This window comes from Sphingobium sp. ba1, from assembly GCF_000743655.1.
Taxonomy (GTDB): domain Bacteria; phylum Pseudomonadota; class Alphaproteobacteria; order Sphingomonadales; family Sphingomonadaceae; genus Sphingobium.
Genome location: NZ_JPPQ01000069.1, coordinates 1326823 through 1351773, shown reverse-complemented (window position 1 = coordinate 1351773; position 24951 = coordinate 1326823). Strand labels below are relative to the sequence as shown.

The 24951-nt window shown below is 63.4% G+C and carries 21 protein-coding genes, 1 tRNA gene and 1 pseudogene; 10 read left to right on the top strand and 13 right to left on the bottom strand.

The genetic code is table 11. The features are described 5' to 3' along the window. From IL54_RS24615 to IL54_RS09570, 3 genes and pseudogenes are all read left to right on the top strand, one after another. Positions 1–198: pseudogene (locus IL54_RS24615) on the top strand (TonB-dependent receptor domain-containing protein); the annotation flags it as partial. An 11-nt stretch (positions 199–209) separates the two neighbouring features. Next, on the top strand, positions 210–1721 hold the full coding sequence (locus IL54_RS09575; protein WP_052027633.1) for a phospholipid carrier-dependent glycosyltransferase: 1512 nt from the start codon (positions 210–212) through the stop codon (positions 1719–1721). 77 nt (positions 1722–1798) lie between these two features. Next, a complete protein-coding gene (locus tag IL54_RS09570) occupies positions 1799–2587 on the top strand; it encodes a YncE family protein (protein WP_443211301.1) in 789 nt (262 codons plus the stop codon). An 18-nt stretch (positions 2588–2605) separates the two neighbouring features. Here IL54_RS09570 and uvrB read toward each other — a convergent pair whose 3' ends face one another. Genes uvrB through IL54_RS09555 form a run of 3 tightly spaced genes read right to left on the bottom strand, consistent with a single transcriptional unit; the run spans position 2606 to position 6150 of the window. Then, positions 2606–4789, bottom strand: a complete 2184-nt coding sequence (gene uvrB / locus IL54_RS09565) for an excinuclease ABC subunit UvrB (RefSeq protein WP_037475123.1) — start codon at positions 4787–4789, stop codon at positions 2606–2608. A 40-nt stretch (positions 4790–4829) separates the two neighbouring features. After that, positions 4830–5258, bottom strand: a complete 429-nt coding sequence (locus IL54_RS09560) for a hypothetical protein (protein ID WP_037475120.1) — start codon at positions 5256–5258, stop codon at positions 4830–4832. Next, positions 5245–6150: a LysM peptidoglycan-binding domain-containing protein gene (locus tag IL54_RS09555; protein ID WP_237748833.1), complete on the bottom strand. Its 906-nt coding sequence runs from the start codon at positions 6148–6150 to the stop codon at positions 5245–5247. Before IL54_RS09555 ends, IL54_RS09560 begins: the two co-directional genes overlap by 14 nt. A gap of 258 nt (positions 6151–6408) precedes the next feature. On the opposite strand from IL54_RS09555, the gene IL54_RS09550 reads away from it, so the two are divergent. Next, positions 6409–6969 (top strand): DUF3617 domain-containing protein, encoded by a 561-nt coding sequence (locus IL54_RS09550; protein ID WP_037475114.1) that lies wholly within the window; start codon positions 6409–6411, stop codon positions 6967–6969. A gap of 83 nt (positions 6970–7052) precedes the next feature. Beyond that, on the top strand, positions 7053–7559 hold the full coding sequence (locus tag IL54_RS09545; protein ID WP_037475111.1) for a DUF3617 domain-containing protein: 507 nt from the start codon (positions 7053–7055) through the stop codon (positions 7557–7559). Between the two features lie 26 nt (positions 7560–7585). Here IL54_RS09545 and guaA read toward each other — a convergent pair whose 3' ends face one another. From guaA to hspQ, 7 genes are all read right to left on the bottom strand, one after another. Beyond that, positions 7586–9145 carry a glutamine-hydrolyzing GMP synthase gene (gene guaA, locus IL54_RS09540; RefSeq protein ID WP_037475109.1) on the bottom strand — a complete coding sequence of 520 codons (1560 nt, stop codon included), beginning with the start codon at positions 9143–9145 and terminating at the stop codon, positions 7586–7588. Between the two features lie 43 nt (positions 9146–9188). Continuing rightward, on the bottom strand, positions 9189–10442 hold the full coding sequence (locus IL54_RS09535) for a TCR/Tet family MFS transporter (protein WP_037478268.1): 1254 nt from the start codon (positions 10440–10442) through the stop codon (positions 9189–9191). Between the two features lie 552 nt (positions 10443–10994). After that, on the bottom strand, positions 10995–11648 hold the full coding sequence (locus IL54_RS09530; protein WP_076605490.1) for a DUF1275 family protein: 654 nt from the start codon (positions 11646–11648) through the stop codon (positions 10995–10997). Positions 11649–11785: 137 nt separating this feature from the next. Beyond that, positions 11786–12376, bottom strand: coding sequence for a hypothetical protein (locus IL54_RS09525; protein WP_037478265.1), 591 nt, complete (start codon positions 12374–12376; stop codon positions 11786–11788). A 72-nt stretch (positions 12377–12448) separates the two neighbouring features. Next, on the bottom strand, positions 12449–14386 hold the full coding sequence (locus IL54_RS09520; protein ID WP_237748942.1) for an OPT family oligopeptide transporter: 1938 nt from the start codon (positions 14384–14386) through the stop codon (positions 12449–12451). A 119-nt stretch (positions 14387–14505) separates the two neighbouring features. Continuing rightward, entirely contained in the window at positions 14506–15285 is a 780-nt protein-coding gene (locus IL54_RS09515; protein ID WP_037475103.1) for a GDSL-type esterase/lipase family protein, read from the bottom strand. Next, on the bottom strand, positions 15242–15613 hold the full coding sequence (hspQ, locus tag IL54_RS09510; protein WP_037475101.1) for a heat shock protein HspQ: 372 nt from the start codon (positions 15611–15613) through the stop codon (positions 15242–15244). Before hspQ ends, IL54_RS09515 begins: the two co-directional genes overlap by 44 nt. Positions 15614–15747: 134 nt before the next feature. Here hspQ and IL54_RS09505 point away from each other — a divergent pair. The 5 genes from IL54_RS09505 (at position 15748) to IL54_RS09485 (ending at position 21762) form a co-directional block, all read left to right on the top strand. After that, positions 15748–15837, top strand: a tRNA-Ser gene (locus IL54_RS09505). 373 nt (positions 15838–16210) lie between these two features. Continuing rightward, the gene (adh, locus tag IL54_RS09500; RefSeq protein ID WP_037478263.1) at positions 16211–17731 is read left to right on the top strand and encodes an aldehyde dehydrogenase; all 1521 of its coding nucleotides are present in this window, start codon (positions 16211–16213) and stop codon (positions 17729–17731) included. A gap of 75 nt (positions 17732–17806) precedes the next feature. Next, a complete protein-coding gene (locus tag IL54_RS09495; RefSeq protein WP_037475099.1) occupies positions 17807–18199 on the top strand; it encodes a DUF779 domain-containing protein in 393 nt (130 codons plus the stop codon). Between the two features lie 156 nt (positions 18200–18355). Then, entirely contained in the window at positions 18356–19516 is a 1161-nt protein-coding gene (locus tag IL54_RS09490) for an FIST N-terminal domain-containing protein (protein WP_337587981.1), read from the top strand. Next, the gene (locus IL54_RS09485) at positions 19513–21762 is read left to right on the top strand and encodes a hybrid sensor histidine kinase/response regulator (protein ID WP_037475096.1); all 2250 of its coding nucleotides are present in this window, start codon (positions 19513–19515) and stop codon (positions 21760–21762) included. The genes IL54_RS09490 and IL54_RS09485 overlap by 4 nt, the downstream gene beginning before the upstream one ends. 4 nt (positions 21763–21766) lie before the next feature. Here IL54_RS09485 and IL54_RS09480 read toward each other — a convergent pair whose 3' ends face one another. The 3 genes from IL54_RS09480 to IL54_RS09470 all read right to left on the bottom strand — a co-directional run. Beyond that, the gene (locus tag IL54_RS09480) at positions 21767–22543 is read right to left on the bottom strand and encodes a response regulator (protein WP_037475094.1); all 777 of its coding nucleotides are present in this window, start codon (positions 22541–22543) and stop codon (positions 21767–21769) included. Between the two features lie 13 nt (positions 22544–22556). Then, positions 22557–24299 (bottom strand): methanol/ethanol family PQQ-dependent dehydrogenase, encoded by a 1743-nt coding sequence (locus IL54_RS09475; RefSeq protein WP_037475093.1) that lies wholly within the window; start codon positions 24297–24299, stop codon positions 22557–22559. 142 nt (positions 24300–24441) lie between these two features. After that, the coding region (locus IL54_RS09470) for a substrate-binding periplasmic protein (protein WP_037478259.1) at positions 24442–24951 on the bottom strand (510 nt) is incomplete at its 5' end.

The following is a 24951-nucleotide window of genomic DNA, read 5'->3' as shown; positions in this document are numbered from 1 at the left end:
CCGCGCGCCGTGCGGGTCGAGGCCGGCGTCGATTATGCGCTGGCTGCGGTCGGCGGGCGACCGATTACCCTGTCGCTGCATATGACCGACCCGGACAATCTGGTCAGCGGGACATTTGCGCGCGATGACCTGTCCGGTTCGTTGCGCGCCACCGACCAGGCGCGCGCGGTGATGGCCCGCGCGCGGCTTGGCTGGTAGGCGCAAGTCCTATGCCATTGCGGATTGCCCTGTTGCTGCTGATCGCGGCCCTGATGTTGACCGTGGCGGCGTTCCGCCCGATCGATCATGACGAGGGGCAATATGTCGGCGCGGTTGCGATGATGCGCTTCGGCTTGCCCTATCGCGACTTCGCCTATCTCCAGACGCCCCTGCAACCACTGCTGTTCGCGCCGCTGGCGTGGATCGCGGAGGGGTGGCTCTTTCCGACACTGCGCGCCATCAATGCCTTGCTCGCGCTGGGGGCGAGTGTCTGTCTGTGGATCGCCGCGCGGCGGGCGGGTGCGTCCGACCGGGCGGCAGCCATCGCTGCGGTGGCCTTATTGTCGAGCCATATGCTGTTGTTCGCCGGGAGTGTTGCGCGCAACGATGCGCTGCCCGTGTTGCTGATGACGGCCGGGCTGGCCGCCATGATCGGTCTGCTCCAGAATGACCGTGCGCGGTGGATGGCGTTGCTGGCCGGGCTGTTGCTGGGGGCGGCCGCGTCGGCGAAAATCAGCTATGGCCTTCCGGCCGCCGCCGTCGGCCTGTTTGCGCTATGGCACTGGCGGACGCTTGGCGCGGGCAGAGTCGGCCTGCTCGCTCTGGGCGGCGTGCTGGGCGGTCTGCCGACGATGGCGCTGGCCCTGCTGGCGCCGGACGCGGCCTGGTTCGGGATTATCGACTATAGCCTGAAGGCCCCGTTCGAGTGGCGCGCCTGGAATGAGAAGGCCGCCATGGTCGGCGGGCCGAAGAGCCTCATGCGGCTTGCCCGCTTCCTGGCGCAGGGCTGCGGCCTGATTGCGCTGGTCGCGGTTGCTTTGGTGGTCACCCGGCGCCGCACGCCGGTCGAACGATTGCTCGATATGATGATCGTCGCTGGGCTGGTGGCCGCCTGGCTGCCGCGACCGGTCTATGTCCAATATCTGGGGCCTTTGCTGCCTGCGCTTTTCCTTCGCTTTGCGTTGTTGACCGACGCGCCCTTCTGGCATCGTCGCGCTGGCCGCGCCCTGATCGCGTTGGGCATCGTCGCAGGCGTGGCACAGACCGCGACAAAGACAGCGGCCAATATGCTGGCGGGCCACAGTCCGGTTCAGGGGATCATGCAGGATGTGCGTGCAGTGGATCGCATCGTGGCTTCGACCGGCCTGTCCGGGTCGATCGTTACCCTGTCGCCGGAACGGTCGGTGGATGCGGCGCTGTCGATCGATCGCCGCTTCGTGACCGGGCCTTTCCTGTTCCGCACGCGCCACATCCTGACACGCGATGAGGCGCGGGCCTTTCATGCGACGACCATCCTATCTGCCGAAGCGGATCTGGATGCGAAGCCGCCCGCCATCATCCTGACGGGCAGTGAAGGCAAACCCACGGCGGCCTTTCCTCGCGGTTTGGATGCGGTGCTGATCGATTGGGCGCGATCGCATGGCTATCGTGCCGTCTCCTTGCCTTCGGGCACCCATCAGATGTTCCTGGCACCGCCATCGCCTGGCACAATGGCTGCGACCTTTGCCACGCAACCGTTATAATGCTGGTCTAGATCGGCTGGTCGATGCAATCGGAAGCCCCCCTCATGCCCTTTATCCTGCTGATCCTCGCGAGCCTGATGCTCGGCCTTGTCCCGGCAGGGGCAGAGCCGATGGCCGAGGTGCCATCGCCGCCACCCGTTCCCGTCATACTGCGCATGGCGGCGCCGGAAGCGCGGCAAGGCGTCGCATCGGACGGCACGCATCTCTATGCCATCGACAATGACCGAATCGGCAAATACCGTATCGCCACCGGCGAGCGGGTCGCCCAATGGCAGGGGGAGCGACGGCTGTTCCCCCACATGAACAGTTGCACCGTCGCGGGGCATGACCTGGTCTGCGCCGCGTCAAATTATCCACAGCTGCCCCAGACCAGCGCCATCGAGATTTTCGACACTCGCACGATGCGCCACAGTCGCACGATCAGCCTGGGCTTTGGCCCCGGTTCGCTCACCGCGCTCGACCGGCATGATGGCAAATGGTGGGCGGTCTATGCCAATTATGATGGCAAGGGCGGCGAGCCGAACCGGGACCATCGCTACACGCTGCTGGCGCGGCTGGACGATGCCTTCCGGCAGGAAGCGGCATGGACCTTTCCGGTCGACGTGCTGGCGCGCTTTGCGCCGTTCAGTTGCTCTGGCCTTAGCTGGAGCAATGATGGTCGCCTCTATGCGACCGGCCATGATCGGCCGGAAATATATGAACTGGCGCTACCCGAAGCCGGATCGCGCCTGGAACTGCGCCGCACCATCGGCATTGCCACACCAGGCCAAGCGATCGACTGGGATCCGGTCGAGAAAGGCCGTCTATGGTCCATCGACCGCGCCAGGACCGAAATGGTGGCGAGCTTTATCTCTGACGGAGACTAAGCCGGGAGACAGTTGAGGCTACCGCCCGAATTTCTTCTGCGTCTTACCGTAGCGCAATTTCCGCGTGCCCGGCTTGCCCTCGGTCGCGCGGCCCCTGGGCGCCGCAACCTGCTGCTCGTGCGGCAGACCCAGTTCTTCGGCTTCCAGCTTGCGGATTTCGTCGCGGATGCGCCCGGCCTCTTCGAACTCCAGGTCGGCGGCGGCGGCGCGCATCTTCTTTTCCAGATCCTCGATATAGGCGCGCAGATTGTGGCCGACCATGTGGGGGCGGTCGGCGTCGCCGGTGTCGACTGTGACCTGATCCTTTGACGCGACATGGGCGATGATGTCGCCGATATTGCGCTTGATCGTGGTCGGCGTGATGCCATGCTCTAGGTTATAGGCCTCCTGCTTTTCGCGCCGACGGGATGTTTCGCCCAGCGCCCGTTCCATGCTGCCGGTGATGCGATCGGCATAGAGGATCACGCGCCCGTCGACATTGCGCGCCGCGCGGCCGATCGTCTGGATGAGCGAAGTTTCGGAGCGCAAGAAGCCCTCCTTGTCTGCATCCAATATCGCGACCAGGCCGCATTCGGGGATGTCCAGCCCCTCGCGCAGCAGGTTGATGCCGATCAGCACGTCATAGACACCCAGCCGCAAATCGCGGATCAGCTCAATTCGCTCCAGCGTCTCGACATCGCTGTGCATATAGCGGACCTTCAAGCCCGCCTCGTGCATGAACTCGGTCAGATCCTCCGCCATCCGCTTGGTCAGGGTGGTGACGAGCGTGCGATAGCCTTGCGCGGCGACCTTGCGGCATTCGTTGATGAGGTCATCGACTTGATCCTCGACCGGCTTGATCTCGACCGGCGGGTCGATGAGGCCGGTGGGGCGGATGACCTGTTCGCTGAACACGCCGCCCGTCTGCTCCATTTCCCAATTGCCGGGCGTTGCGGAAACGCTGACCGTCTGCGGCCGCATCGCATCCCATTCGTTGAAGCGCAACGGCCGGTTGTCGATGCAACTCGGCAGCCGAAAACCATATTCGGCCAGTGTGATCTTGCGCCGATGGTCGCCGCGCGCCATCGCGCCGATCTGCGGCACGGTCTGGTGGCTTTCATCGACGAACAGTAGCGCATTTTCGGGCAGATATTCGAACAGGGTCGGCGGCGGTTCGCCCGGCAGGCGGCCGGTCAGGAAGCGCGAATAATTTTCGATCCCCGCGCAGCTTCCGGTCGCCGCGATCATCTCCAGGTCGAAATTGGTCCGCTGCTCCAGCCGCTGCGCTTCCAGCAGCTTGCCTTCAGCCTCCAGTTCCTTGAGCCGCTCGGTCAGTTCATGGCGGATCGCCTCCATCGCCTGTTTCAGCGTCGGGCCGGGGGTGACATGGTGGCTATTGGGAAAGATCTTCACATAGTCGAGGCTCGCAACCTTGCGCCCCGACAGCGGATCGAACTCGACAATCTCTTCAATCTCGTCCCCGAAAAAGGATATGCGCCAGGCTGTATCTTCATAATGCGACGGGAAAATCTCCAGATTGTCGCCCTTCACGCGAAAATTGCCGCGCGAAAAACCCGCATCGTTGCGCTTATATTGGAGCGCGACCAGCTTGCGGATGATCTCGCGCTGATCCTCGATCCCGCCCTTCTTCATCGAGAAAGTCATGGCCGAATAGGTTTCAACCGAGCCGATACCGTAAATGCAACTGACCGACGCGACGATGATGACATCGTCCCGCTCCAGCAGCGATCGCGTCGCTGAATGGCGCATCCGGTCGATGCTTTCGTTTACCGAGCTTTCCTTCTCGATATAGGTGTCCGACCGCGCGACATAGGCTTCGGGCTGGTAATAATCATAATAGCTGACGAAATATTCGACCGCATTGTCGGGAAAGAAGCTCTTGAACTCGCCATAGAGCTGGGCCGCGAGAATCTTGTTGGGTGCTAGGATCAGGGCAGGGCGCTGCAACGCTTCGATCATCTTGGCCATGGTGAAGGTCTTGCCGGAGCCGGTGACGCCCAGCAGCACCTGATCCTTCTCGCCCGCCAGCGCGCCCTCCACCAGTTCGGGGATCGCGGTGCGCTGGTCACCCGCCGGTTCATAATCGCTGACCAGCGTGAAGCGCCGTCCCCCCTCGCTCTTTTCCGGCCGCGCCGGGCGGTGCGGCACGAAACTGGTGCCGGTATCGGGTTCGTCGAGGGTTGTGCGGATCTGAATGGCCATGGGGGCAATATGGGGGCTTCGCGTCAGGACGCAATTGACGTCAGGGCTTCAACTCGACTGCGCCCTTCGGCATGGGTGGATAGACGACAGGCTTGCTGCCGAAACGCGCACGCAGAGCGGCCTGACGGCGTTCGTCATCGATTACTTCGACATCCACCTCGTCGGGATAACGGTAGTTGATCTCGAACTTTCCGTCCTTGATCTCATATTCCAGGATCGACCAGCGCTTGATGCCGCCTTCATCCGATTCGGCATACCAGGCTTTCCAAAGAAGGTCGGAAAGAGCCTCGGTGTCGTCGAGATTTCGAATCTGATGCCCTTCATCCTTGAAGATATTGGGGCTGATCCATCGGTCGCCGACTTCAACGTAGAGGAAAATGCCATCGGGATCGCTGCCGACGATATTGACCAGCTCCACGCCGATCTCGTTGTAAAGCGGCCCCAGAATGTCGAACTTATCTTTTGCCATCTTCGGCGCCTTTCGCTTCGTTCGGGAACTTCCTTCTGAATTTTTTGCCATCGATCTCCCAGATGACATTGAGCTGGTAGGGCCGTTGCGAAGTTCCTTCATAGAGGGGCTTGATATCCACGAACACTTTATGCCCGGCGCGCAATTCCCTGGCCCAGGAATCTTCCATGACGCGATAGCTGCCGCGGTTGAAGTTGGAATTCTGGGCGAAATGGTTGAAGCTGTCGCGGGGACCGTTGAAACGAGCAGCGATAAAATGGCCGCCATCGTCGTTGGCAAGACGGTCTGGCTTACCCGCCTGTGCCTGCCTATGGCGTGATCGCACAGGGGAAGCGGCCAGCGACAGTCCGCCATAGGTCCGGCGATTGCGCGCAATGACATCGATATGGAAATCATAGCCATTCTTCGTCTCCTTGCGCCAGTTGGTGTCGAGTATCTGGCTTTCCAGCGAAGGCGGATTGGCCGGGTCGGGCGGCAATTTCCCGCCATGCGTGTCCATATAATGGGCCAGCGCCAGAAACTTGGTTCTGGCTGCCTGCCCCGCATCCAGATAGGCCTGATGCGGCAGCTTGATCCGCTGGCCGATGCGGAGCGGCCGATCGAGCGGATGCTGGTTCAGCCATGCCAGATCGCGCACGGTCAGCCCTTTTCGGCGCGCGGCAATCTGGGTCAGCGTATCGCCTGACTGCACCATATAGATCGAATGGTTGCCCGGATAATCGGCGCGATTCGGACGGCGATCGGGCATCCCGTTGTCATCCGCGCGAACGACCCGACGATTCCGATCCCTTGGCGGCACAACGCCCCGCGTACCACCAGCCGGAAAATAGCGCCCCTGCCCGGCGAAGGTGAAGCGTCCGTCCTCTTCATCATGCCAGGGGTTGAATTTCATCTCCACAGGAGGAGGTGGAGAATCCATTCTTCGACCAGTACGTAGGTAGAGGTTGAAGGCCGTTAATCTATGTTGTTGGCTTGTCTCTTTCATCCGCACACCCCCCGATCTGCTGTCGTAGATGTAACAAATAACGCAGAACAAATCAAGAACGATATTGTGAGGCGTCGATACCGCCTAAGAATTTGAAATGTCGCTTCGGCCTGATATGCTCTCGAAAACAACGGGCCGCCACCGCGCGCGAACAGGGGAAATGCGATGACGAAGGCTTTTGGGATTACCGCCACGGCGCTGCTGATGCTGGCTGCTTGCGGCGACAAGCCGGGCGAGACGACCGGCAATATCGCGGCCACTGACGCCATGAGCCGCGAAGAGGTGAAGGCCGCGGTCGATAAGGTGCAGTTGAAGCCCGGCCAGTGGGAGGGGCGCTTCACCATCCAGGATATTGACCTGTCCAAAATGCCGGGCGCGCCCGCGGGCATGGAGGATCAGATGAAGAGCATGATGAGCCAGACCGCGCTCAAATATTGCGTCACGCCTGAAGAAGCGGCCAATCCCAGCGGCGAGATGTTTGCGGGCCAGGATAATAAGGACTGCGCCTTCAAGGACTTTGCCGTCAGCGGCGGGACGGTGAAGGGGCAGGTGTCGTGCAAGGCCGATGGCGGCACGATGAATGCGACGATGGCGGGCACCTATGCGTCCGACAGCTATGCGATGGACATGGACATGCAGATGGCGGGCGGCCCCGACGGCACCGCCATGGCGATGAAGGCGCGGTCGGAGGGCAAGTGGATCGGGGCGGACTGCACGGCGGAGTAAGCGCTGCGCATTTCCACTTGCGCTTTATGCCCGACGGGTAGAGCCTTGGCCCTGTTCCGACACGTAAGAACGGGGGAGAGGATATGGACAAGAGCCTTTTGGCGGCGCTGCCGCTTGCGATGATGCTGGGGCTTGGCGGCTGTGGCGGGGAACCGGCACCAGCGCCGGAGGCCGAAGCGGCACCGATCCTGATGCGCGCGGGCGAGTGGATATTGACCCGCAAGACCACCGGCTACAACACCCCGACCGTCACCCCGGCGCAATATCAGGAAGCGCTGCGCCAGGTCAGCGAGGACAAGATCTGCATCGCGATCGCGCCCGACGGTGTGCCCGATGTCGCCGCGCTTGCCGGTGCGGAGGGTACGGATTGCACATTTAAGGACAAGCTGGCTCGGAATGGCCGGCTGATCGTGACGCTGGCCTGCAAGGCGGGGGCGGGCACGTCGGAAATCATGGCGGAGGGCAATTATACCGCCGACACCATGACGCTGGGCACCACCATGACCAAGATGCAGGGCGGGCAACCGGTGCTGCGCACCACCCATGACCTGACCGGCAAGCGGGTCGGGGACTGCCCGGCACCGGGATGACGGTCAGATGCTGACCGCCGCCCGGATCATTCCCACTCGATCGTGCCGGGCGGCTTGCTGGTATAGTCGTAGACGACGCGGTTGATGCCCTTGACCTCGTTGATGATGCGGGTTGCGACGCGGCTCAGGAAGGCGGCGTCGAAGGGGTAGATGTCGGCGGTCATGCCGTCGGTCGAGGTGACGGCGCGCAGGGCGCAGACGCTGTCATAGGTGCGAAGGTCGCCCATCACGCCGACGGTCCGCACCGGCAGCAGCACGGCGAACGCCTGCCAGATTGCATCATAGAGGCCCGCATTGCGGATTTCCTCCAGATAGACCGCGTCGGCCTTGCGCAATATATCGCAGCGTTCCTTGGTCACTTCGCCGGGGATGCGGATGGCGAGGCCGGGGCCGGGGAAGGGGTGGCGGCCGACGAAAATGTCGGGGAGGCCCAGTTCCTTGCCCAGCACGCGCACTTCATCCTTGAACAGTTCGCGCAACGGCTCGACCAGCTTCATGTTCATGCGGTCAGGCAGGCCGCCGACATTATGATGCGACTTGATCGTGACCGACGGCCCGCCGGTGAAGCTGACGCTTTCGATAACGTCGGGATAGAGCGTCCCTTGCGCCAGGAAATCCGCGCCGCCGATCTTCGCGGCTTCCTCCTCGAACACGGCGATGAATTCGCCGCCGATGAATTTGCGCTTCTTTTCGGGGTCCGTGAGGCCCGCCAGGCCGCCCAGGAAGCGGGCTTCCGCCTCCACATGGACCAATTTGATGCCATAATGTTCGCGGAACAGGCTGACCACCTGTTCGGCTTCGCCCAGCCGCATCAGGCCATGATCGACAAAGACGCAGGTCAGCTGGTCGCCGATCGCTTCGTGGATCAGCACCGCAGCCACCGCGCTATCGACGCCGCCAGACAGTCCGCAAATGACTCGGCCTTCGCCGACTTGCGCGCGGATATCGGCGATCTTGGTCGCGCGGAATTCCGCCATCGTCCAGTCGCCCGCCAGGCCGCAGACATGGCGCACGAAATTGGCAAGCAGCTTGCCGCCGTCCGGGGTGTGGACGACTTCGGGATGGAATTGGGTGGCGTAGAAGCGCTTGGCCTCGTTCGCGGTCACGGCGAAGGGCGCACCTTCGCTGGTCGCGACAACCTCAAAACCGGGGGCGAGCTGCGTCACCTTGTCGCCATGGCTCATCCACACCTGATGGCGCTCGCCTTCGCTCCACAGGCCGTCGAACAGCGCGCAGCTCTTCTTCACCTCGATGAAGGCGCGGCCAAATTCGCCGCTCTCGCCACCTTCGACATTGCCGCCCAATTGCTGCATCATCGTCTGCTGGCCATAGCAGATGCCCAATACCGGCACGCCCGCGTCGAAGATCGCCTGTGGTGCGCGGGGGCTGTCCTCCCACATGACCGACGATGGCCCGCCCGACAGGATCACGCCCTTGGGTTGCATCCGGGCAAAGGCCTCGGCCGCGCTGTTGAACGGGGCGATTTCGGAATAGACGCCGGCTTCGCGCACGCGCCGGGCGATGAGCTGGGTCACCTGGCTGCCGAAGTCCACGATAAGGATGGAATCCTGAAGGGGCAGCGTCATAGAATCGCCTTTGTCAGTCCGAGGGATAGGGATTCGCGTCCGGTTACTGTCCTGTCGCGTCCTTGTCCAGCACAGGTGCGCGCGCGCCGCGCCCGGCTGTCCATCCCAGCAGCGCGCCGCTGGCCAGAACGGCGGCGGCGATCAGGAAGGCGCTGCCGATGAAGGGCAGGATCGGCGCGGAGCCGACCGAGGCGGAGTAGACCGCGCCGAAGAAGAGCGGCGAGGCGATGCCCGCAATGCTGGCGACGCTGTTGTTCGCGCCCTGCAACTGGCCCTGTTCGCTTTCCGACACCCGCCCGGTCATGAGCGACTGGAGGGTCGGCATGGCAAGGCCCCAGAGCGCGTTCGGCAGCATGGCCGCGACGAACAGCCACCCCGTCGGCGCAAGGCCCATCGCTGCAATGCCGACCGCGCCGAACGACAGGCCGACGACCATCGTGGTCCGATCGCCCAGCCGCTTGACCACGGGGCCGACGAGCAACCCCTGCACCCCCATGTCCATCAGGCCGACGAGCGCCAGCAGGGTGCCGACCTGCCATGCGCCCCAGCCATAGCGGTCGCCCGCATAGAGGACGAACACCGCCGAAAACAGGTGATGGGCGAAATAGAGCAGGAAATTGACGGTCGCGAGGCTGGAGAGTTCGGGGTGCGAGCGCAGCAGACGGAGCGCGCCGAACGGATTGGCGCGCCGCCAGCTAAACGCCATGCGCTTGTCGCGCGGCAGCGATTCGGGCAGCACGATCAGGCCGTAGAGGAAGGCGAGGCCCGACAGGCCCGCCGCCGCCCAGAAGGGCGCGCGCAGCGATATTTCGCCGAGCACCCCGCCGATCAGCGGCCCGGCGACGAAACCGCCGCTGAACGCCGCGCCGATCAGGCCATAGCCCCTGGCGCGATCTTCGGGCGCGGTGATGTCGGCCATATAGGCGAAGACCGAGGTGAAGCTGGACGAGGTGATCCCGGCGAGGATGCGCCCCACCGCCAGCCACCAGAGGCTCGGCGCCAGCGCCATCAGCCCATAGTCGAGCGCCAGCCCGCAAACCGACACCAGAATGACGGGCCGCCGCCCGAACCGGTCGGACAATGACCCGATCACCGGCGAGCAAAGAAATTGCATCCCCGCCCACAGCGCCACGAATAGCCCGTTCCACAGGCCCGCCGCACTGGTCGCGCCGAAAAGCTGCTCGATCAGTTGCGGTAGCACCGGAATGACGATGCCCATCGACATGACGTCGAGCCATGCCGTCACCAGGATGAAGAAGATCGCAGCGGTGCGTGCGGGGGCGGGCGGGGTGGACATGCTGGTCCCGCTATAGCGATGGCTGGCGAATGCCAAGCGGGTGTCGAGGGGCGCGGCGTTTAAGGTCACAGGGCCGAAGTTCACGGTGTCGCAGAGCGATTTGGACCAATCGTGCCGGTAAAGCCGTGGGAAGGCCCCGGTGGAGGCGCGGCGACGCGACAGGGGCACGACGACGACGCGACCGTCGCGCGACAGTCACGCGACGATTGCGCGCCGCATATGGGGCAATTCGGGGCGGTGCCAGCGTGGGGGAGGGTGGTAGGCGCAGTTTCATCTGGAAGGATAGACCAGAGAAAATCCTAATAGGAAAGGGGCGGGGTGTTTTTGGTGCGCCCTCTCCCGCCTTCACGGGAGAGGGAGGGGCCCGCGCCGAAGGCGTGGGAGGGTGAGGGTCTGTCTACCACTCCAAGCAAGACCCTCACCGACATCGACTAGGCAGCAAGCTGCCAAGTCTCCGTAGCCTCTCCCGCGAAGACGGGAGAGGTGTAGATGTTGCCGTCATGCCGGGCTTGACCTGATAGTCAGGATGCCCCCCAAAACTGGCGGCACCTGCTATCGCGTTGTCACCGTCCCACCGAGCGGGCCGAGATAGAGGCTGAAGCCCCATAAGGCAGCGCACCAGCCGCACGCCACCCACAGGGCGGACAGGTCGAGGCGTGCGAACAGGGCTGCGCCGATGATCGCGCCCAGCACCAGGCTAAGCCACAGCAGCAGATGGGGCAGCCAGCCAAAGCGCGGGCCGCCGGTCAGGGCGAGCGCGAAGGATTGGCCGAGTTTCACCAGCGCGCCGGTCATGTAGGTGACGCCGATGCTGACCTCACCGTCACGCTGGAACACGTTATTCACGGCCCCCATCGCGGCGGCCATCAGGAAGGTGATGGCGTCGCCCCGGCGGCCAACGGCCAGGGCGGCGAGGATCAACATGCCCAGCACTGCCGCCAACACCGCCTGTTTGCGCCAGCGGCCCGCCAGCTTGCCGATCAACGCCCCGCCGAACACGCCGCCGACAAAGGCGCCGATCAGGCCGATGGCCAGGCCGGCGATGGCCGTGCCCCCGGCGATGCCCACCGCCATCCGCGTCGAATTGCCGCTCATGAAGGACACAAACAGGCCGCCCAGCTTGAGCAGGCCCAACGCATCGACCATCCCGGCCAACGCGGCCAGTCCAAAGGCCAGCGCATAGCGCGGCAGTGTGTGTTCGGTCATGGGTCAGGCGATCCGTGGAAGGACGATGATCGCGTTCTGCGCTGGAAATAAGGTCATCAATAGCCACTCTCTTGGTTCAGCAAAAATGCTAGACCAGCGATGGGCGGGAGGACAGGATAAAGCGAAGGCGCGCGGCCCTATCGCGCGGCTACGTCGCGGCTGAGATAGACCTCTGCGACGCGGCCGTCCTGCATGGCGCAGGTGAAGCGGCGGGTGGTGCCGGTGGTGGCGCGATAGCTGGCGCGGGTTTCGATTTCGCCGTCGATATTATAGCCGCCCTGGGTGGGACGCGGCTCGTCCATGGCGCGGATTTCGGCATAGCCGCCCTCGCGGTTTTGCGCTTCGTCGCGGGCGGCGAGGGCGCAGGCGTCTGCCATAGCGTCGGGGTTGCCGACGACGTCGGAAAAATCCTCCTCGCCGGGGGCTGCGCCTTGGCGGTCCAATCCATAGTCGGTGCCGGTGGCCGGGGGTGGAGCATCATCATCGGCATAGGGCGCGTTGCCGCGGGCGGCCTGCTTGTCCTTGGACAGGGAGGAGGCGACGATCGCGACCGCGCCGATCAGCGCGGCGACGCCCACCGCATCGCCAAAGCCGAAGCCATTGCCCCGGTCGCGATGATGATGGCCCCAGCCGCGATCATAGCGAGGGCGCGCTTCGGCGGCGCTGACGCTGCCGAGCATCAGGCCAAGGGCCACCAGCGATCCCGTCATCCAGCGCGTCTTGCCCATCATCCCGATCCTCTTATCCTCCTGCGATGAACCGATTTGTATCCGCGTCCGGCTGTCGCGCGGCTGAACGGATCAGGTCAGCGGCGCGCTCGCCCAGTGGCGCAGCCGGGCATAGAGGCCGGCGATGACGCCCGCGAAGATCAGGATGGCAAGCGGCACGGCCCAATGGCTTTCGCCTACCAGCGCGAGCGGCGTGTCGCTGTCGGTCGCGGCCACGATGCCGGCGAAGGCGACGCCAAACAGGCTTTCGCCGACGATGAAGCCGGTCGCCATCAATACGCCCATGCGCTCGGCAAATTCGGGATTGGACTGGCGCAGCGCCCAGCGATTGTAGAGATGGCCGATCAGCGCGCCGACCGGGATCAGCAGCGTCAGCGCCATCGGCAGATAGATGCCCATGCCGACCGCAAGCGGCGGCAGGCGCAGCTTGCCCGCCTTGCCCAGCAATTCGTCGGCCAGTACCACGACCGCGCCTATGCCCGCGCCGATGCCGATCAGGCCCCAGTCGAGATCGCCGCCCAATACGCCCTTGGCGAGGGCAGAGATGAGCGCTGCCTGCGGGGCGGGCAGGGCGTTCGGCCCGGCACCGGGTGCCCCGGCAAAGCCGAAGGCGCTGTTCAACAGGTCCAGCACCGGCGGGATGACGAGCGAGCCGAAGAGGACGCCGAGGATCAGCGCGATCTGCTGCTTCCATGGCGTCGCGCCGACGAGCTGGCCGGTCTTGAGATCCTGAAGATTATCGTTGGAAATGGTGGCGATGCCGAACACGATCGCGGTGGTGAAGAGGGCGTAGGCGACCAAAGCCTGGCTGCGATCCGGGTCGCCGCCCGATCCGTAAATGGCGGCGAGCATCAGCGATGCGCCCAGCACGGCGAGGATGCCGACGCCCGAAATCGGGCTGTTCGACGCGCCGATAAGCCCGGCCATATAGCCGCAGACCGACGCGATGACGATGCCCGCCACCAGCACATAGGCCAGCGTCAGCGCGATGACCGGCACCGGGTTGGCCGCGATCGGTCCGCCCTGCGCGAAGATCCAGAGCAGCACGCCGATCGGCAGCATCGACGCGACGATGGTGCCGAAGACGATGCCGATGGGGAGGTCGCGTTCGGTCAGTTCCAGCAGTCCGGCATTGCCCGCCTTGCGCGTTGCATTGGCGACGAGGGCGGAGCGGATACCGCCGATGATGGGGCCGAGAATCTTGAGCAGGGTCCAGATCGCCGCGACGCCGATGGTGCCCGCGCCGATGAAGCGCGCCTTGGTGCGGAAGGTGTCGCCGACGATGGTGGCGAGATCAGCGCCTGCGGGTACGGGCGCGGTGAGGAAGGGGACGATGCCGAACCAGCTGATCACCAGCCCCACGAACATGGCGACGCCGACTGACAGGCCGACCAGATGGCCGACGCCGATCAGCGCCATCGAAAAGCTGGTCGACATCGATGTCGCGCCGGTGCCGAAGCGGAAGAAGGTGGCGGCTTCCTCGGCGATCAGCCGGGTCTTGGCGATGATGGTGAAGGAAGCGGCGGCGACGGCGCTGAGCAGAATGGCGGACAGGCCGCGCTTATTTTCTTCCGCGCCCGCGCGCGATCCTGCGCCGACCTTGAGCACTTCGGCCGCCGCGACGCCTTCGGGATAGGGGAGGTCGGAGCCGGTGACGAGCGCGCGGCGCAAGGGCACGGAATACATGACGCCCAATATGCCGCCCAAGGCGATGGTGCAGGCTGACAGCCAATAGGGAAAGCCCTGCCACCAGCCGATCATCACCAGGCCCGGCAGCACGAAGATGATCGCCGAGAGCGTCCCCGCCGCCGAGGCGATGGTCTGGACAATGTTGTTTTCGAGGATGGTGCCAGTGGCGAACAGGCGCAGGATCGCCATCGAGATGACCGCCGCGGGGATGGACGTCGCGAAGGTAAGCCCGATCTTGAGGCCGAGATAGACGTTCGCTGCGGTGAAGATGAGGGTGATGAGCGCGCCCAGGATGACGCCGCGCAGCGTCAGTTCGGCCATCCCGCTAGCCTGTGGCTTGTCCGTTGTCACCCTATATCCCCTTGGCTTCGTGCTTGTTGCTTGGGCTTGGTAATAATGTTGCTTGGTCGTGGATCAATCGGAAAGTGCAATTGGGGCCGTCAGGAGGCCTTTTCCGCCGCAGCGGTGGCGGGCGCGACACGATCGAGCCAATTGTCCACCAGCCGCGTCCAGCGTTGATAGCCTTCGGGCTTCATATGCAAGCCATCGGCGCGAAAGAGCGAGGCGTCGGGCAGGCCGTCGCGCGCCAATAGCAGGCGGCCGACGTCGAGATAGGTGAAGCGCACCGCCGTCGCGCGCGCGGCCACGGCCTGGTTGATCGCCGCCATTTTGGGCCAGAGCGTCCAGCGGATCGGGCTGGGCTTGAGCGAGAGGAAGGCGATGGGCGCGCGGGGATAGTCGTTGCGCAGCCGCTTGAGAAGGGTCAGGATGTCGGCGGCGACCTTGTCAGGACTGGCGCCGGCCGCCAGATCATTTTCGCCGACATAGACGATGATCGTGCGCGGCTTGGTCGGAGGCAACAGCCGTCGATAATAGCGCAGCACATCGGGCGTGCTGGCCCCGCCAAAACCGCGATTGACGGTCGGGATGTCGGTGAAGCTGCCTGCTATGTCCCACAGGCGAATGCTGGAACTGCCCAGGAAGAGTGTCGCGCCCTCGACCGGCGGACTTGCGGCATTGGCCTTGGCGAACGCCTCGATCTCGCGCGCGAAGGGGAAGCTGGGATCGGCATTGGGCGGCCGATCCTGCGCCTGCCCGCCTTCCGCCTGTCCGCCTTGCACCTGCCCGTGCGCAATGCCAGGCAGCGCGAGCGCCAGCAGCAGCGCGGCGGCGCCCTTAATGGCGATGGAGCGGGCGCAGGCGATATTTACCGTCCGCATAGGCACCGAACATGCCGGTGATGGCGGGGTGGTCGACCGGCTCGTCGCTATCGTCGGTGACCAAATTCTGCTGGCTGACATAAGCGACATAGCTGGATTCGCCATTTTCGGCGAGCAGGTGATAGAAAGGCTGCTGCTTGTCGGGCCGGGCATGTTCGGGGATGGCCTCATACCACTCCTCGCTATTGGCGAAGACCGGGTCGATATCGAACACGACGCCGCGAAAGCCGAACATGCGGTGCCGGACCACGTCGCCAATGCTGAAGCGGGAATGGACGATCGGCGGGGCCGTGACGCCAGCGCCGAAAATCTGAATCGTGTTTCTCATATCCCCAATTTAGGGTGGTTCAACGCCGACACAAGAAAAAACCCGGAAACCCCGCTTGGCAAGCGCGATTTCATTCGCTAATGGCCGCCGCTCGACCAGGAACGCAGCGGCCATCGGCCCGGCGGACCTTCTGCGGAGAGGTGGCAGAGTGGTCGAATGCACCGCACTCGAAATGCGGCGTGCCCGAGAGGGTACCCAGGGTTCGAATCCCTGCCTCTCCGCCAGTTATTTTCAAAAACCTTTGATTTTTAGAGGTTTTCCGGGTGTCGGTTCGTAGCAACCAACATTTGGGTTGATAGCATGTGAGATTGTCTTTTTGCGATAATAGCCCAATGCTGGTCCATTATCCCGACGCTATCGGGCGACTGTAGAGGGGTTAGCAGCCTTGGTTGTCCCCATGCTGGCTTTCCGCCTAGGAGCGCGCCCTCCGTCTCAAGGCGGAGCAGAGCAATGTGCCGGATCATTTGATCCCTAACATCGACGACGCGATCATCGTGGTCTCTCGCAATTGACCAAAGGTCTAATTGCGCGCTTCCCCGACTTTGCCATCCTGACATCCTGAATTTCAATGCGAAAATTGACCCAGGAGATATGATGATGCTGCACCAGGCGCTGGAGAAATTATCCGGCCACACCCTCATCCGCGATTGCTATGACAATTATATCGGTGGGGCATGGACGGCGCCTGTGAAGGGCGCCTATTTCGACAATGTTTCGCCCGTCAACGGACAGGTGGTGTGCCAGGTGGCGCGCGGCACAGCCGAGGATATCGAGCTGGCCCTGGATGCCGCACACGCCGCCAAGGCGGCGTGGGGCCGGATGTCATCGACCGAACGGTCCAACATCTTGCTGAAGATCGCCGACCGGATGGAAGCCAATCTGGATCTGATCGCGATGGCTGAGACGATCGACAACGGTAAGCCGATCCGCGAGACGACCCATGCCGATATTCCTTTGGCGATCGACCATTTCCGCTATTTCGCCGGTTGCGCCCGTGCCCAGGAAGGCTCGATCAGCGAGATCGACCATGACACCATCGCCTATCATTTCCACGAACCGCTGGGCGTGGTGGGTCAGATCATTCCGTGGAACTTCCCCATCCTGATGGCGGTGTGGAAACTGGCGCCTGCCCTTGCGGCTGGCAATTGCATCGTGCTCAAGCCTGCCGAACAGACGCCGATGTCGATCCTGGTGCTAGCGGAGATTATCGGCGACCTGTTGCCGCCCGGCGTGCTCAACATCGTTAACGGCTTTGGCGTCGAAGCGGGCAAGCCGCTCGCCAGCAGCAAGCGGATCAGCAAGATCGCCTTTACCGGCGAAACCACGACCGGCCGCCTGATCATGCAATATGCGTCGGAAAACCTGATCCCGGTGACGTTGGAACTGGGCGGCAAGTCGCCCAACATCTTCTTTGCCGACGTGATGGACGCCGACGACGATTATTTCGACAAATGCCTGGAAGGCTTTGCCATGTTCGCGCTCAACCAGGGCGAAGTCTGTACCTGCCCCAGCCGCGCGCTCATTCAGGAATCGATCTACGATCGTTTCATCGAGCGCGCCATCGCACGGGTGAAGGCGATCAAGCAGGGCAGCCCGCTCGATCCATCGACGATGATCGGCGCGCAGGCGTCCAACGACCAACTGGAAAAGATCCTGTCCTACATCGCCATCGGTCGCGAAGAAGGCGCGCAGGTGCTGACCGGCGGCGAACGCGCCAGCCATGAGGGCGATCTGAGCCAGGGCTATTATGTAACGCCCACCGTCCTCAAGGGCCATAACAAGATGCGGATTTTCCAAGAGGAAATCTTCGGGCCGGTACTGGCAGTGACCACCTTCAAGGATGAGGCCGACGCGCTGGCGATCGCCAATGACACGCTCTACGGTCTGGGCGCAGGCGTATGGACCCGCGACGGGACGCGCGCCTATCGCATGGGCCGTGGCATCCAGGCTGGTCGGGTGTGGACCAATTGCTACCATGCCTATCCCGCCCATGCGGCCTTTGGCGGCTATAAACAGTCGGGCATCGGGCGCGAAAATCACAAGATGATGCTGGACCATTATCAGCAGACGAAGAATCTGCTGGTCAGCTACAGCCCGAAGGCCCTGGGTTTCTTCTAAAGGAATGGATTTCTTCTGAAGGTCGGCGGTGGGCATCATGGGATGCCTGCCGCTTCATTTTGGCGGAGACAGACGATGGTATCGCTTCCGGCACGCATCCTGTCCACCCCGCAGGCGGACGCCCTGATCACTCGTCTGACGGCGCTGCATGGGCCGCTCATGTTTCATCAATCGGGCGGGTGTTGCGACGGGTCCGCCCCGATGTGTTTCCTGCGCGGTGAATTTCGAGTCGGGGCGCAGGATGTGTTGCTGGGGCGGATTGCAGGCGATGTGCCGGTATGGATCGGCGCCGCGCAATTCGACTATTGGCGCCATACGCAGGTGATCATCGATGTCGTGCCGGGCCGGGGGGCGGGCATGTCGCTGGAAAGCCCCGAAGGCCTGCGGTTCCTGGTCCGCTCGCGCCTGTTTAGCGAAAGCGAGTCGGCGCTGCTGGAGGCCGCCGGAGAACCGGCGCGCGGCGGCTGATTGCGCGACGCGGACCAGCCGTTCCGGCAAGCGATGATACGCTTGCCCCTTTCTGCACGACATATCCGGTCCAAAGCGCGAAAAGCGTCGGGTTTCGGGTGACAATATCGATCATCCCTGCGCATGATATTGCCATAAAGACGACAAGGCAGCGGGATGAGGGGCAAGGCGACGACAGACATCCTGAAGGCGGGGATAGGGTTTGCCTCCTCCCATGCCGATGATCCGTTCGAGGCCATGGCAGAACTGGGCGAGACGCTGGGCGCACAGCCGCTGGCCGGTGCGATGATCTTCTGTTCGCACCGCTATGATCGCGACCGGCTGGCGCGGGCGATCAACCGGCATAGCGAGGGTATGACGGTGATCGGCTGCACCAGTTCGGGGGAATTGACCGGCAATGGTTATGACAGCGACAGCCTGACCATCATCGGCTTTCCCGCCGACAGCTTCCGCATGACGTCCCATTGTTTCGACGACATCGATAATTTCGATCCCCAAGCCGCGCGCGAACAGGTGCGCGCGCTTGCGGCACGGGCGGAACGCGACAGCCGGGCGCTGGGCGAGAGCGTCAATCATGTCGCCCTGTTCCTGGTGGACGGCCTGTCGCATCGCGAAGAATTGCTGACCATGACGATCCAGGACGCCTTGGGCGACATTCCGCTGATCGGCGGCTCTTCGGGCGACGACCTGGCCTTTCGCCAGACGGCGATATTCGATGGGGGGCGCTTTCACGCCCGCGCGGCGGTCATTGCCATCCTGTCCACGAGCCGGGCGATACATGTGTTCAAGGCGCAGCATTATCGGCCGGGCGACCGGAAGATGGTAATTACCGGCGCGAACTCGCCTGAACGGATCGTGACGGAGATCAATGCCGAACCGGCCGCAGCCGAATATCTGCGGTTGGCGGGTCATGCCGGCGAAGCGCTGGGGACGACGTTCTTCGCCGCCCATCCGCCGATGGTCCGTGCGGGCGGGGAATATCATGTCCGATCGATCCAGAGCGCCAACCCTGACGGGAGCCTCAGCTTCTACTGCGCCATCGACGAGGGCATCGTGCTGACGATCGGCGAGCCGGTGGACCGTATCGCCGGCATGGAAGCCCTGTTCCAGGACATCGATGTCCATGTCGGGGAAGTGGATCGGATCATCGCCTTCGATTGCGTGCTGAACCGGATCGATGCGGAACAACGGCAGATCAGCCGGGACGTATCCGCCCTTTATGCGCGGCATCGGGTCGTTGGCTTCAACACCTATGGCGAACAATATCATGCGCTCCATGTGAACCAGACGTTCAGCGGGCTTGCGATCGGAAAATGACGCAGGATGGCACCCGGTCGGACGCGGATAGCGAAGTCGCGCGTCTGCGCGAGGAGAACCGCAAACTGCGCAAGATCAACAGCGCGTTGATGGACCGCGTGGAACGGTCGACCGACATGTCGGCCAACGCCTTTTCGATGTTTGAAACCGCGATCTCGCTGGAGGCGAAGGTGCGGGATCGAACCGTCCAACTCGAAGACGCGCTTGGACGCTTGGCGAAGGCCAATGCGGACCTGAGCGATGCCCATGCCCGCGTCGATGCCGCCCGCATGCGCCTGCGCGATGCGATCGAATCGATCAACGAGGGGTTCGTGCTGTTCGATGCGGAGGATCGGCTGGTCCTCCATAACGAAGCCTATCTCGGCTTCTGGCCTCAAGTGGCAGACCATCTGGACGAAGGCGTGACCTTCCACGACATTGCGCGGATCGTGGCGCATAGCCAAAGCCCGGCCGGGGCACAGGTCGCGCCCGACCGCTGGGTTTCCGACCGGCTGGCCAAACATGGCATTGTCGATGGCGCGCAGGTGCAGCGGCTCGCCGATGGCCGCTGGATCCAGATCAACGAATTGCGCACCAGCGAAGGCGGCATCGTCGGCATCTATACCGATATAACCGAGGCCAAGGCGGAGGACGCCCGCGCCCGCGCGCGCGAACTGGCCGAACGCAATGTCGTGCTTCAGGCGACGCTCGACAATCTGTCGGAGGGGGTGTGCCTGTTCGACAATCGTCGGCAACTGGCGGCCTGGAACGAAGCGCTGCGCCGCCTGCTTGCCTTGCCGGATCATCTTGCGAGCGCACTGGCCAGCCATGGCGATCTGGTCCGCTGGTGTCGCGACACGCTGGGGCTGGACGATGGCGGCTGTCTCGATTGGCGCGGGGGGCATGCCGACAATCAAACGATCGTTCGCCGGTGCGCTGCTGGCCAGCGGCATTTCGAAATCCGGGCAAAGACCATGGCGGACGGCGGTCAAGTCTTCGGCTTCATTGATGTCACCGACATGCTGCGTGCGCAGGCGAGCTTGCAGGAAACGGCCGAAACGCTGGAACGCCGTGTGTCGGAACGCACAGGCGAACTGGTCGAACTCAATCGCAAGCTGGAAGGCGAAGTGGCCGAGCGGCGGGCGGTGCAAGCCGCATTGACGCAAGCCAAGATCGCGGCGGAAAAGGCGAACCTGTCGAAAACCAGCTTTCTCGCAGCGGCCAGCCATGACCTGTTGCAACCGCTCAATGCCGCGCGGCTGTTCGTCGCGGCGTTGGGTGACCGGCGGCTTGCGCTGCCGACGCGCGCGCTGGTCAACCAGACGTCGACGGCGCTGGATTCGGTCGAAGATCTGCTGGAGGCGTTACTGGAAATCTCGCGACTCGACGCGGGCGCGATCCAGCCGGAAATCGGGCATATCCGTATCGACCGGCTGTTGCAGACGCTGAACGTGGAATTTGCGCCGATGGCCCGTGCGGCGCACCTCGGCTTTCAGATCATAGCCGAGCCTCTCTGGGTCGAAACCGATGTCCGGCTGCTGCGCCGCATCCTTCAGAACTTCATTTCCAATGCGATTCGCTACACCCCCAGCGGATCCGTACGGGTCTGCTGCGCGGCGACGGATCAGGGGGTGGAAATCAGCGTCACCGATACCGGCCCCGGCATCGCGGCGGACAAGCAGGCGCTGATCTTCGAGGAATTTCTGCGGCTGGACACACGCTGTCAGGGTAAGGGGCTGGGCCTCGCCATCGTCAAACGGGCCAGCGACATGCTGGGCCATCCCATCACATTGCGGTCGGCACCGGGCGAAGGCGCCACATTCGCGATCACCCTGCCGATCGGGCAGGAACAGCGCGACGACGATCCCGACCGCGCGCCGCCGTCCCGCGATCGGCCGATGCGCAATCTTTCCGTGCTGGTGATCGACAATGAACGCCAGATCCAGTCCGGCATGCGGACGCTGCTGACCGGCTGGGGCTGTGCGGTGGCAACGGCTGGCGGGTTCGATCAGGCCGCCTTGCTCTTCGCCGATGGGGCGCGGCCCGACATCATCCTGGTGGACTATCATCTGAAAGATGGCGAAACGGGCGATACCGTGATCCACCGCCTGCATGATCATTTCGGCGTCAAAGTGCCCGCCGTGATGATATCCGCCGACCGCGGCGAGGCGCTGAAAACCCAATTGGCGGCCACCGCGACGCCGTTGCTGAACAAGCCGGTGAAGCCAGCGCAGCTGCGCGCGTTGCTCCGAACGATCCTGGACTGATCGCCTAATTATCGCCGTCGAAGCGCACCCGGTTGGCCAGGATCACCGCCTGGGTCCGGCTGAATACATGCAATTTCTGAAGGATGGCGGAGACATGCGCCTTCACCGTGGTCATCGATACGCTCAGGTCATGGGCGATCTGCTTGTTCAAGCGGCCATGGACCAGATGCGTCAGCACAACCCGCTGCTGCGGCGTCAGGCTACCGATGCGGTTGAGGATATCGGCCTCCTCCGGGCTTTCCTGCGGACCATCCTCGATCGCGTCGGGCATGTAGATTTCGCCGGACACCACGCGATGCAGCGCATCGACGATCGCGCTGCGCTTCATCGACTTGGGGATGAACCCCGCCGCCCCGGCGGTCAGCGCCTCGCGCACGATCGCGCGGTCGAACGCGCCCGATATCATGACCACGGGCAGGATCGGAAAACGGCTGCGCAACAGGCGCAGTCCGTCCAGCCGCTTGACGTCGGGAATGTGGAGGTCGAGCAGGATCAGATCGAAATTTGACTGTTTGTCCAGCGTCGTCAGCGCCTCCTCCATGCTCGCCGCCTCGAAGATCGCACAGCCGTCGAAGGTGATGGCGATGACGCTGCGCAGCCCGTCGCGGACCAGCGGATGATCGTCGATGATCAGCACTCGCTCCATCATGACCTCGTCCGCCATCAGGTCGCCATCATCCCCCTGCATCCGTCCCCCCTGCCCATGACGATCGACCATGATCGGGGGCACGGCAAGACGGCCTGCTTGGCCTGCATAATTCCCGCGCCCCATGACGATCATAGCAGCTATTCCCTTATTTCGGCAGCTTGAACACCCAGAGCGATCCGCCCTGGTTGATATCCTTGAAGGACTTGGCGACCTCGCCACCCCATAGCGGCACCGCGCCGCCCCAGCCGGACATGACGGCGACATATTGTTCGCCATCCTGTTCCCAGGTGACAGGCGATCCGACCACGCCCGACCCGGTCTGGAACTTCCACAATTCCTGGCCGGTCTTGGCATCGAACGCCTTGAGATAGCCCTCCGGCGTGCCAGTGAAGACCAGGTTGCCTGCGGTCGTCAGCACTCCGCCCCATAGCGGTGCCTTATTCTTATATTCCCACACGATCTTGCCGGTCTTGGGGTCCATCGCCCGCAGCGCGCCGATATGATCGTCGGCGATCGGCTTGATCGTGAAGCCCGCCCCCAGATAGGCCGCCCCCTTCTTATAGGCGATCGGCTCGTTCCAGATGTCCATGCCCCAGTCGTTCGACGGGATGTAGAACAGCCCTGTATCCTTGCTATAGGCCATCGGCATCCAGTTCTTGCCGCCCAGGAAGGATGGAGAAGAAAAGACGCTCTTGCCTTTTTCCGTGCCGTCGGGCGCGCCGGGCCGACCCGCCGGGATCACCTTGGGCTTGCCATTCTTGTCATAGCCATCGGCCCAGGTCGTCTGCATCACGAATTTATTGGCGCTGATGAATTTGCCATTGGTGCGGTCCAGCACGAAGAAATAGCCGTTGCGGTCGGCCTTTCCGCCCAATTTCATCGGCTTGCCGTTGATCGTGGCATCGAAGGGGATGAATTCGTTGACGCCATCGAAATCCCAGCCGTCATGCGGCGTGGTCTGATAATGCCATTTGATCACGCCCGTTTCAGGATCGATCGCCAGCGTCGAGGCGCTGTAGAGATTGTCGCCGGGGCGCAAATGGCTGTTCCAGGGGGCCGGGTTGCCAGTGCCGAAATAGAGAAGGTTGGTTTCCGGGTCATAAGTGCCGCCGAGCCAGGTCGCCCCGCCGCCGGTCTTCCACATGTCGCCCTGCCAGCTGGCGTTGAGCTTGCCGGTAATGCCATTATCCTTGCCGCGCAGGGTGCCCATATTCCCTTCGATCACCGGCCGGTGCCAGATCAGCTCGCCGGTATCGACATTGCGTGCCTCCACTGCGCCGACCACGCCGAATTCGCCGCCCGAATTGCCGGTGATGACCATGCCCTTGACGATCAGCGGGGCGGCGGTGGCGCTATAGCCCGCCTTGTAATCGGCGATCTGCTTGTTCCAGATGACCTTGCCGGTCAGCCGGTTGAGGGCGACGAGCCGTGCGTCGAGCGTCGCGAAGATGATCTTGTCGCCATGGATGGCCGCACCGCGATTGACGACATCGCAACAGGGCATGATGCCATCGGGCAGGCGGGCATTATATTCCCATTTTTCCTCGCCGGTGCGCGCATCGAAGGCATAGAGGCGCGAATAGGAGCCGGTGACGTAGATGGTGCCGTCATAGACCAGAGGCTGCGATTCCTGCCCCCGCTGCTTTTCGCCACCCAAGGATGCGGCAAAGGCGGGCACCAGCCGCGATATGGTCTGGGTATTGAGCGCGGTGAGTGGGCTGAAACGCTGCGCCTGTGGCCCCATGCCATAGGTCAGCACATCGCCGGTCGATGTCGCATCGGCCATCAAATCCGCATCGGTCGGCCCCTGAGCGACCAGCGGTGCCGCGGCCGTCAACAGCGCCAAAGTGACGGCACCGGTTAGCGAACGTGTGAAACGCCCTTTCATGATCATCCTCCCTGTTGTGGGCGCGCTCGGCGCCTTCGGCCTGCAGATTATGGGGTGAGGCTGGCGGAGCAATTGGACCTTGGGTCGCGCCTTCATTCTATGCGGCCATCCCCTCGTTCGGATTTGGGCAAGAGCAGGCCGCTCAACCCGCCGCGAGCGCAGGCCTGTAACGCACGCCATGCGCCGTGAAGATCGTTTCCAGTTCGCCCGATGCGCGCATCGTTGCCAGGATCGCTTCCACTGCGTCGCCCAGATTGCGGCTATTTTCCTTCACCGCCATGCCGATGTCCCACCCGGCCGATGCGAAGGCGGGCAGCGGCATGGTCCGGGTGGCGACTGTCGTGGTGCCGCTATCGTGCAGCACGGCTTCGATCTGCGCCCGGCTTGCCAGCACGGCGTCCGCGCGCCCGTCGGTCACGGCGAGCACCGCATCGGCACCATTGGGGAAATGGATGACATTCTTGGCCAATATCCCGCCCGCCGTACCGATCAGGTAGAAGTCGGGGATCGAGTCCAGTTCGACCGCCAGCCGCTTGCCACGATAGTCGGCCGGAGGGGCGTTGACATCGATCTCGCTCTTCACCCCGGCGAATTGAAAGCTCTCGCGGAAATAGGGCGCGACGATCGCAACCTGGTCATTGCGCGCGGCAAA

What these genes read in the sequence shown, in the direction of transcription:
- IL54_RS09575 (WP_052027633.1), top strand. Translation starts at nt 210, where the DNA reads ATGCCATTGCGGATTGCCCTGTTGCTGCTGATCGCGGCCCTGATGTTG.
- IL54_RS09570 (WP_443211301.1), top strand. Translation starts at nt 1,799, where the DNA reads ATGCTCGGCCTTGTCCCGGCAGGGGCAGAGCCGATGGCCGAGGTGCCA.
- uvrB (WP_037475123.1), bottom strand. Translation starts at nt 4,789, where the DNA reads ATGGCCATTCAGATCCGCACAACCCTCGACGAACCCGATACCGGCACC.
- IL54_RS09560 (WP_037475120.1), bottom strand. Translation starts at nt 5,258, where the DNA reads ATGGCAAAAGATAAGTTCGACATTCTGGGGCCGCTTTACAACGAGATC.
- IL54_RS09555 (WP_237748833.1), bottom strand. Translation starts at nt 6,150, where the DNA reads ATGAAATTCAACCCCTGGCATGATGAAGAGGACGGACGCTTCACCTTC.
- IL54_RS09550 (WP_037475114.1), top strand. Translation starts at nt 6,409, where the DNA reads ATGACGAAGGCTTTTGGGATTACCGCCACGGCGCTGCTGATGCTGGCT.
- IL54_RS09545 (WP_037475111.1), top strand. Translation starts at nt 7,053, where the DNA reads ATGGACAAGAGCCTTTTGGCGGCGCTGCCGCTTGCGATGATGCTGGGG.
- guaA (WP_037475109.1), bottom strand. Translation starts at nt 9,145, where the DNA reads ATGACGCTGCCCCTTCAGGATTCCATCCTTATCGTGGACTTCGGCAGC.
- IL54_RS09535 (WP_037478268.1), bottom strand. Translation starts at nt 10,442, where the DNA reads ATGTCCACCCCGCCCGCCCCCGCACGCACCGCTGCGATCTTCTTCATC.
- IL54_RS09530 (WP_076605490.1), bottom strand. Translation starts at nt 11,648, where the DNA reads ATGACCGAACACACACTGCCGCGCTATGCGCTGGCCTTTGGACTGGCC.
- IL54_RS09525 (WP_037478265.1), bottom strand. Translation starts at nt 12,376, where the DNA reads ATGGGCAAGACGCGCTGGATGACGGGATCGCTGGTGGCCCTTGGCCTG.
- IL54_RS09520 (WP_237748942.1), bottom strand. Translation starts at nt 14,386, where the DNA reads ATGGCCGAACTGACGCTGCGCGGCGTCATCCTGGGCGCGCTCATCACC.
- IL54_RS09515 (WP_037475103.1), bottom strand. Translation starts at nt 15,285, where the DNA reads ATGCGGACGGTAAATATCGCCTGCGCCCGCTCCATCGCCATTAAGGGC.
- hspQ (WP_037475101.1), bottom strand. Translation starts at nt 15,613, where the DNA reads ATGAGAAACACGATTCAGATTTTCGGCGCTGGCGTCACGGCCCCGCCG.
- adh (WP_037478263.1), top strand. Translation starts at nt 16,211, where the DNA reads ATGCTGCACCAGGCGCTGGAGAAATTATCCGGCCACACCCTCATCCGC.
- IL54_RS09495 (WP_037475099.1), top strand. Translation starts at nt 17,807, where the DNA reads ATGGTATCGCTTCCGGCACGCATCCTGTCCACCCCGCAGGCGGACGCC.
- IL54_RS09490 (WP_337587981.1), top strand. Translation starts at nt 18,356, where the DNA reads ATGAGGGGCAAGGCGACGACAGACATCCTGAAGGCGGGGATAGGGTTT.
- IL54_RS09485 (WP_037475096.1), top strand. Translation starts at nt 19,513, where the DNA reads ATGACGCAGGATGGCACCCGGTCGGACGCGGATAGCGAAGTCGCGCGT.
- IL54_RS09480 (WP_037475094.1), bottom strand. Translation starts at nt 22,543, where the DNA reads ATGATCGTCATGGGGCGCGGGAATTATGCAGGCCAAGCAGGCCGTCTT.
- IL54_RS09475 (WP_037475093.1), bottom strand. Translation starts at nt 24,299, where the DNA reads ATGAAAGGGCGTTTCACACGTTCGCTAACCGGTGCCGTCACTTTGGCG.